The 8,818-nt window shown below is 28.5% G+C and carries 8 protein-coding genes; all 8 read left to right on the forward strand.

The window, feature by feature from the left end; all coding sequences use genetic code 4:
• Positions 1-1,654: S8 family serine peptidase (locus CJJ23_RS04775; protein ID WP_214608200.1), on the forward strand; the 1,654-nt coding region annotated here is incomplete at its 5' end.
• Position 1,655: 1 nt separating this feature from the next.
• Positions 1,656-2,735, forward strand: coding sequence for a hypothetical protein (locus CJJ23_RS04780; protein WP_095335204.1), 1,080 nt, complete (start codon positions 1,656-1,658; stop codon positions 2,733-2,735).
• A 176-nt stretch (positions 2,736-2,911) separates the two neighbouring features.
• Positions 2,912-3,898, forward strand: a complete 987-nt coding sequence (locus tag CJJ23_RS04785) for a hypothetical protein (RefSeq protein ID WP_095335205.1) — start codon at positions 2,912-2,914, stop codon at positions 3,896-3,898.
• Positions 3,899-4,212: 314 nt separating this feature from the next.
• On the forward strand, positions 4,213-6,261 hold the full coding sequence (locus tag CJJ23_RS04790; protein WP_095335206.1) for a S8 family serine peptidase: 2,049 nt from the start codon (positions 4,213-4,215) through the stop codon (positions 6,259-6,261).
• 1 nt (position 6,262) lies between these two features.
• Positions 6,263-7,435 carry a hypothetical protein gene (locus tag CJJ23_RS04795; protein WP_095335207.1) on the forward strand — a complete coding sequence of 391 codons (1,173 nt, stop codon included), beginning with the start codon at positions 6,263-6,265 and terminating at the stop codon, positions 7,433-7,435.
• 148 nt (positions 7,436-7,583) lie between these two features.
• Positions 7,584-7,742: a hypothetical protein gene (locus tag CJJ23_RS05105; RefSeq protein WP_180738043.1), complete on the forward strand. Its 159-nt coding sequence runs from the start codon at positions 7,584-7,586 to the stop codon at positions 7,740-7,742.
• A 299-nt stretch (positions 7,743-8,041) separates the two neighbouring features.
• Positions 8,042-8,437: a hypothetical protein gene (locus CJJ23_RS04800; RefSeq protein WP_095335208.1), complete on the forward strand. Its 396-nt coding sequence runs from the start codon at positions 8,042-8,044 to the stop codon at positions 8,435-8,437.
• 90 nt (positions 8,438-8,527) lie between these two features.
• Positions 8,528-8,818: hypothetical protein (locus CJJ23_RS04805; RefSeq protein ID WP_143823648.1), on the forward strand; the 291-nt coding region annotated here is incomplete at its 3' end.

Consider the following 8,818-nt stretch of genomic DNA (forward strand, 5'->3'; position numbering starts at 1 on the left):
TCAAGAAGATTTTAAAATACTAGCAAATCGATTGTTAGATTGAAAAAATAATTCTGATGACATACTTCAAATAAATGTTTATGAAACAGGTACAACAATTAATAAATGAAAAGCAGTTACTCAGAACAACCCACTTGATGATGGATATTATTACGATTGGTGATCTTCAAATAACCAACATAGTGATCCTAAACCCGAACCAAAACCGAATCCTCAACCTCCACCAACGACACCTTCCCCATATCCAAGTCCAGTTGAACCCGAACCTGAGCCAGATCCAGAACCAACTATAGAAAGATGAACTGATGAAAGCAATTTTTGAAATGAGTATAAATGGGGTAACCAGATTCGTTATCAAAATATTGGTTTAGATGAAAATGAGCTTATCAATGAAAGAAGGATTGCAAGGGATAATTGATATAAAGGTAACAGAACTAAAGTTGCTGTAATAGAGGCAAATGGTGTTCTATCTAAAAATTCAAGTATTTACACATCTAGAGACATTATCACAATAAAGAATGTCTCAGATAAGCATGCAGATCATGTTTCTGAAATAATTATTGGCAAACAAGGAATAAATCCTTATGCTACTTTATACGCAGATGCAGGAATTGATTGAACATCATACAGGGGAATAATAAATAATGCTATAGAAAACGGAGCTAAAATCATTAATAAAAGTTGAGGTATTTCTGAAAATGATGATACTGATTACAATGAAGATGCTGAGTGATTAGATAATGTTATTATTGCAAACCCTGAAGTTATTTTTGTACAAGCAGCAGGTAATGATGCAGATATAGATTTACTTTCTAAGGATGAGAAAACTAATTGAGATTCACAAAGATATACAAACAGTTTTAGATTGTCTCTTAATTCTATTGTAGTAGGGTCAATTTCTGATCCTACATCAGATACTGCACAACCTTTTAGTGAACGAGCCAGCAAAGATAACTATATATCGGTTTCTACGGTTGACACATTTTTTCCTAGTTCAGTTTATGTTAGGGATGAAGATGATGGGGTAGATGGCACTAGTTTTTCAGCCGCAAGTGTTACTGGTATGATTTCTCTTTTAAAAAGTAATTACCCATCTTATTTTGATGAGGGCGCAGACTCTTTAATAATGAAAAGCGCATTAATTGAAGGTGCAAGAAATAGATTTTCAGAGAAATTTAAATATGCTCGTATTAAGAAAAAAGATAAATACATTGTTAATAATGATGTTTATAATTTTGATACAGGTTTTGGGACTCCAAAGTACGCAAGTGTTAGAGAATCACTTGAACATCTGGATTATTTTAATCTTACAGAAGAAAATATTGAAAGTAATCCACATAAAAAATATGTGTATCTTGATGGTGGTTCAAAATACAGAGTTAATATTTCTTGACTAAATATATCTTCAATTGTACACGGTGATTTTATAGGTCCAATACCTTTGAATTTAACGCTAGAAAATGCAGATGATTCTAAAGTAACAATAAATGCAGTGGATATTTACGATGATAAAGGTAATGTGCAAAAAGCAAACACAAAAACTATGGAGTTTGCTATTAAAAAATCAGGTGTTTATACCTTTAATGTTTCTTTTACAAATAAAGAAACTAGAAATAAAGGTCTAGATATTGCCCTTACCTATTCAAGGTTATAAAATGAAAAGAAAATATTTTTTGTTTTCTGTTACTTCACTAAGTATAGGATTTTTAATTACTGCAGTTGCTTGTTCAACTGAAACTCCTAAAAATCCTGAACCAGTTCCTCCAAGGAACCTTCCATATCCAGCAAAACCAATTGAAAAATCACCACCCTTTCCAGAAATAAAAAAACCTTGATTAGAATGATATAAACAAGATTCACGAATCTTTGAAATGTTAACAAACAATGATAAACCATACTTAAAACTTAGTACATGAAATTATAAATACTTCACTTTTAGTGATTTCTACTGATTGTTTCCTACTTATTTAGTTGGAAAGAAATTTCCTAATAAATCGCAAATTTATCATAATGCCAAAAATCCAGGTTGATTCATTCGTGATTGAGTTCATTCACCTGAATCTAAAAATAATGAATCTTATTCTAAAAGATTTTCACTAAAACATAATTGAAAATATGGAAAATGGCTAGATGAAACAAGCATTGTTTGACCAGGTTTTGATCCTGAATTAATGGTTTGAGATTTTAGTGACCAAAAGTCTTACCCCGATTATTTAAAAACTATAAGTCTTTTAAAAAATGAAAATGACTTAAAAAAATCCCTAAGATTGGATGATGAAGATCAAAATAAATATATAAATTACTTCAAACGAATTCATAGTGATAATTGATATGTAAATAATCCTAAAATTACTATTTCTGATGAAGAATTATTGAAAAAATATATGCCATGATCTGATAATTTTAATTTTGAATCTATTAAGTCTAAGCTTGATTTTAATAATTATGACTACTTGTTTGCTAAAGACCTTTATGCTTTTCCGTATAACTTTGAAGGAGATGATTGAAACAGGGGCATTAATATTATGAACTATGATGTTGAACCTGAAAGTAAAACATTAAAACTGAATCTTGCTGTAGAGTTTGATAAATCTTGTAATGGAAATTATTGTATAGATTATTCATATAAACGAGGGTGAAACAGACTTAATTCCTTACTTATACCTATTAAAAAAAATAGTATTCAATCATTTAACATGAATGATTGAAATTTGGAAATAGTAACTTATCGATAAGTTTTTTATTTTGAAAAAGTAGGAATGTTGATATATAAAAAACAAATTTGAAATTGATCCAAAAGCAAAATTCAGAACTGTTTAATTTGCTTTTAAAAAAACTCTGTTTTTTTCAAAAGATGAAAAGACAAGAAAGCAATATTTAGATATTGCGCTTACATGCTTAAGGAGATAAAATGAGAAAAAAATATTTAATTATTTCTTCCATCACATTAAGTTTAGGGTTTTTGATCACTGCTGTAGCATGTACAACAGAAAATCCAGAACCTCCTGAGAAACCTAAAAAGTTAGACCCTGTAAAAATACCAGAAATTGAAAAAGGTGCAGCTCTATTTGAAAAATCAACAACAGATAACAAACCGTATTTGCAATTAAACACTTGAAGTTATTTAAAATTCACTTTTAGTGATTTTTATTGAGTATTTGAAAATTATTGAATCGAAAATAGCAATGGAAGATTTGTAGAACCAAGACCTTATCATTACAATGAGGAGGAAGATTCTAAAATCAGTGTTGGCAGATTTTTAAAAAAGGATGGTTGAAACTACGAATCATTACCTAGTTTTACAGGCCTCCATGATAGTGGTGAAACTGCGAAAAGACTTAGAAATTTTAGTGAGCAAAATTCATATCCTAATTACCTAAAATCAATAAGTCTAGTAAAAAATGAAGCAGAGTTAAAAAAAGCCTTGAGACTAAATGATGATGATCAGAATAAGTATTTGAGTTACTTTAAAGCAATTGAAAATGAAAATCAAAAGAAAAACAAAACCGATCTTTCAAATGAAAAAATACTTGAAAAGTATTTACCGTGATCAAAGACGTTAAATTTGGATACCATTAAGAAAAACATGGATTTTAGCAACTATGATTATTTATTCGTTAAAGATCTTTATTCATTAAAGGGTGGTCCACATGATAACATTGCTGATTTAAGTAAGGGAGTTAATATTGATTCTTATGGATTTGATTTAAACACCAAAACTCTAAAAATTAAATTTGGTTTTGATTCAGAAATAGATCCTTGTCTTGATTGTCCAGTTAATTTAATAGAATATACTGGTTTATGAAAAAGACTTAATTCAATGTTTATACCGATAGCAAAAAATAGCATTAATTCATTTGATATGAATGAGTGAAATTTAGAATTAATTTATCAATAAAATTCGTATAAAATTTTCGTATTACAGCATCTGAAATGAAGTTTACAGCATATTTTACGAGGCTTTAATTATGAATTTTTGTCATAGTTTTAGACTATCTCTAATTTTACTCTTTTTTTAAAAAATGCTTTTATTAAAAAATATTTTTATCTTATAAAACGACATTTTTACAATAATCATATAATTTGTGCAAGAGGAGAAAAAAGTAAAAAAAGAAAGTAATCAATCTGTTTTTTGTTGTTCGTTTTGATGATTGATAACTTTTAAAAAACAAACAAAAAATACTAAATAATTATTCAAAAAAAGAGGTAAATATGAAACATAAAAAAATCAAGTTATCACTAGCACTATTATCTGTTGGTATACTTACTATATCAACTTTAGCTAGTGTTTCAGCAATTGAAACATCAACTCAAAATATAAAAGATGTTACAGAAAAAACCGAAAAATTAGTTTCTATTAAAGAAATATCTAAGAATTTAGGTTGAAACTATTCAAAAAGCAAAATCATTGCACCACAATCTTTAAACTATAAAGAGCAAATTATAGAAGATGGTGCAAATAGAATTGATATTGTATTTGTTGCAGGCATAAATAAAGACACTCTTCAAAATTATTTGCAAACTATTAAAAATTTAATAGGTGAAAATAGACAATATATTTATGCAGAACATGTTCTGACACTATCAATTGCTTTTGATGATCAAGAAGATTTTAAAATACTAGCAAATCGATTGTTAGATTGAAAAAATAATTCTGATGACATACTTCAAATAAATGCTTATGAAACAGGTACAACAATTAATAAATGAAAAGCTGTTACTCAGAACAATCCACTTGATGATGGATATTATTATGATTGGTGATCTTCAAATAACCAACATAGTGATCCTAAACCTGAACCAAAACCAGATCCTCAACCTACTCCAAATTATTCACAGCCCCAGCCTATTCCAGATCCAACACCAGTTGAACCTGAGCCAAATCCTGCACCTGCACCAACTATAGCAAGGTGAACTGATGAAAGCAATTTCTGAAATGGGTATAAATGAGGCAACCGTACACGCTATGAAAGTATGGGCTTATCAGAAGAAGTTCTTAAAAATGAAAGAAAAACTGCTAGAGATAATTGATATAGCGGTAAAAGAACTAAGGTTGCAGTATTAGAACTTCTTGGTGTCTTAAATAAAAATTCAAGTGATTATACATCAGAAGACATCATTAAAGAAAAAAATGTTGTTGACAAGCATGCAGATCATGTTTCTGAAATAATTATTGGAAAGCAAGGAATAAATCCTTATGCTACTTTATACGCAGATGCTGGTTTTACTTGGAATTCATATCCTGGATTAATAAATAAAGCCATTAATAATGGTGCTAATATCATTAACAAAAGTTGAGGAATTTCTGACAGTGATCAAATAAACTATAATAAAGAAGCACAATGATTGGATAATGCAATTATTGCAAACCCTGAAGTCATTTTCGTGCAAGCAGCAGGTAACGATGCAGATAAAGAAGCTCTACCTATAAATGATTCTGCAAATAAAAAATTTACTGATAGTTTTAGACTTTCACTTAATTCAATAATAGTAGGGGCGATTTCCGATCCTTTCTCATATACTGCTCAACCTTTTAGTGAACGTGCTAGCAAAGATAATTACATATCAGTATCTGTTGTTGACACTTTTTTACCTGGTTCAGATTATGGTAATAAAGATAAACCGGTTCGAGGTACTAGTTATTCAGCACCAAGCATTACAGGTATAATTTCTCTTTTAAGAAGTAATTATTCATCATATTTTGATAAAGGTTATGACTCTTTAATAATGAAAAGTGCATTAATTTCGGGTTCAAGAAATATAGATTCAAAAAAATTCAAATATTCTTCAATTAGAGATGAAGGACCAGTTGTTAATAACGAGGTTTATAATTTTGATATTGGTTTTGGAAATCCAGATTTTTCAAAGGTTAGAGAATCACTTAAAAATATTTATTATTTTAAATTAAAACCTGAAAACACCAAAAATAACCCCCATCAAAAATCCCTGTATTTTGATAAAGATGAAAAAATTAGGGTAAATATTACTTGGCATAATATTTCTTCATTTAAGAGTACAGGCGAAAGTTTTAAGGGTGCAATACCAGTAAATTTATCAATAAAAGGTCCGAATAATTCAGGTGAAATAATAACTGCAACAGCAATTCATGATGGTGATGGTAAAGAGCAAAAAGTAAATACAAAAACTGTTGAATTTGGTGCTAAGGAAAAAGGGTTATATACTTTTAATATTTCTTTTGAAAAAATAGAAGAAATAAAAGATAAAAATTTAGATATTGCTCTTACATACTCAAGGTTATAAAATGAAAAGAAAATTTATTTTATTTTCCATTATATCATTAAGTCTAGGTTTTTTGATCACTGCTGTTGCTTGTTCAACTGAAATACCAAATAAACCAGAACCTGTAAAGCCTGCACAGATAAATCAACCCATAACTTCTCGACCAATTAGAAAACCAAAACTTGTAGATCCTATTAAAAAAAACCATTTTGTAGAGGTGCCTGTGCCGTGAACAGAAAAAGAATACCCTGAACCCACAATATTTCCAAAGATTGAAAAGGGTGCTGCGATTTTTGAAAAATCAACACAAGATGATCAACCATATTTACAAATAAGCACCTGAAATTATAAGTGATTTACTTTCAGTGATTTTTATTGAGTATTTGAAAATCATTTAAATGAAAATTGATATTTAGATAAGTCTAAAATTTTCTATGATGAAAAAGAAAAAAAATGGTCGTATGCTCGTGATAAATCATCAAATAATAGTAATGGTAGCAAAAATTTTGCTGGCAGATTTTTAATAAAAGAATATTGAAGATATGGTGATTCAATGCAAAAAATAATTAATAATAATTATGGTTTTTATTGATCTGAAAACATAGTAAGAACTTTTAGTGAACAAAAACCTTCCCCAGACCATCTAAAATCAATAAGCCTCGTTAAAAATGAAAAGGACTTAAAAACTTCGTTAAGGTTAAATCAAGAAGACCAGAGTAAATATTTAAATTACTTCAAAATACTTCTTGAAGACCCTAATAAAACACCTCCTTCTGATGAGGAGTTATTAAGAGAATTCACACCGTGGTCTGATACTTTTAATTTTACTACAATCAAATCCAAATTGGATTTTGCTAACTATGATTATTTATTTGCAAAAGATCTTTATTCTTTAAATACTCGTACAATTAACTATGAAATTGCTGACTTAAATGGGGGTGTTAATATTAATTCTTATAATATTGATCCTGAAAATAAAACATTAAAAATTAATTTAGGTTTTGATTTTGAAAAACAAACCTGCTATGGGATTTGTGCATCAACATATGAATATAGGTATGAATGAAACAGATTAAATTCTATGTTTATACCTATTAAAAAAAATAGTATTGATTCATTTGATATGAACCAATGAAACTTAGACTTAGAGTTTCTATATCCACAAAAAAAAGACAGCCTTGAACTTCATAAATAAAAATGAAATATTAGTTATGCTATTTTTCTTTTGTTGCCATACATAAAGAAAATTGGCTAAACAGCGTAAATATAATAACTATCTACTCAAAAAAGAAGGTAAGAATTGAAAATAGAAATTTTAATTACTAAGTTGAAAGGATTAGATAATGTTGACTTCTAGTAAAGCAAAATATATGAAATGAAAAACTTTTTTAATATTAATGACTCCAGTAATTTCTGTTTCAGCAGTGTCACTATTTATTGCTTGTTCTCCTAACGCAGGATTGGTTTATAAAAATATCCAAAAAGAACCTGAACCTTTGTAAAATAAAGATATTCCTAAAGATCCTGCAACTTTAGACAACAAAGATACTCCTAAGGAACCTGCATCATTTGATGATAAAGGGTACTCCGAAGAACCTATTTCACCATTTAGTAAGAAAGGCACTTCTAAAGATATTGTAAAATTTTATAATAAAGACATTAATAAGGGTGTCGTGTCATATGTTAACAAAGCCCACATGTTCCATTTGATGATAAGAGAATTTTAAAAGGTTTTGGCTTATTTGATAAAAAAACAACGATAGGCGATAAAAACTATTTACAATTAAACACTTAAAATTTCATGAATTTTACATTTAGTGATTTTCAATGAATATTTGAAGGTATTTGAGTTAATGCAAAAATAGAAAAGAGAATAAAGAATTTTCATCCCCACATATCATCAGATAAGGTTATTAAAGATGATCGAATTTCCGGCTCAGACAAATTTACAAAAAAATGACTGTGAAAGTATGAACCAGAATTACCAAATGCCACAGTTGATTTGCCAGATTCAAAGTATGTAGATTCAGGCTATATTCACGATTTTAGTGAACAAAAAAATTACCCAAATAATTTAAAATCTATTAGTTTATTAAAAAACGAAAGAGAATTAAAACAAGCGCTTAGGTTAGATGATCAAACTCGTGAAAAATATTTGAAATATTTTAAAGCATTGGAAGAATATTTTCACCCATAATTAAAAAACAGAAAAGTTTCTGAAGAAGAATTATCAAAAAAATACCTCCCTTGAACAGACACCTTCAATTTTGACACCATTAATTCTAAAATGGATTTTCAAAACTATGATTACTTATTTGTTAAAGATCTTAGATCTACATATGGTGATGGTCGTTTAGGAATTGGTGATTTAAGCAAGGGAATTAAAATTAAATATTTTAAAATAGAACCTGAAAGCCATAAACTAAAAATTATGTTCTCATACGAGGAAGAAGTTGACCCTTGTCCTAATTGTCTATTAGATGAACTATCAGAACACTATTGATCATGAAAAAGATTAAGTTCAATGCTGATACCAATTGAAAAAAATAAGATTAGCGAATTTAATATGAATGATTGA

The sequence above is a fragment of the Mycoplasmopsis agassizii genome (genome assembly GCF_002276225.1).
GTDB lineage: Bacteria > Bacillota_I > Bacilli_A > Mycoplasmatales > Metamycoplasmataceae > Mycoplasmopsis_B > Mycoplasmopsis_B agassizii_A.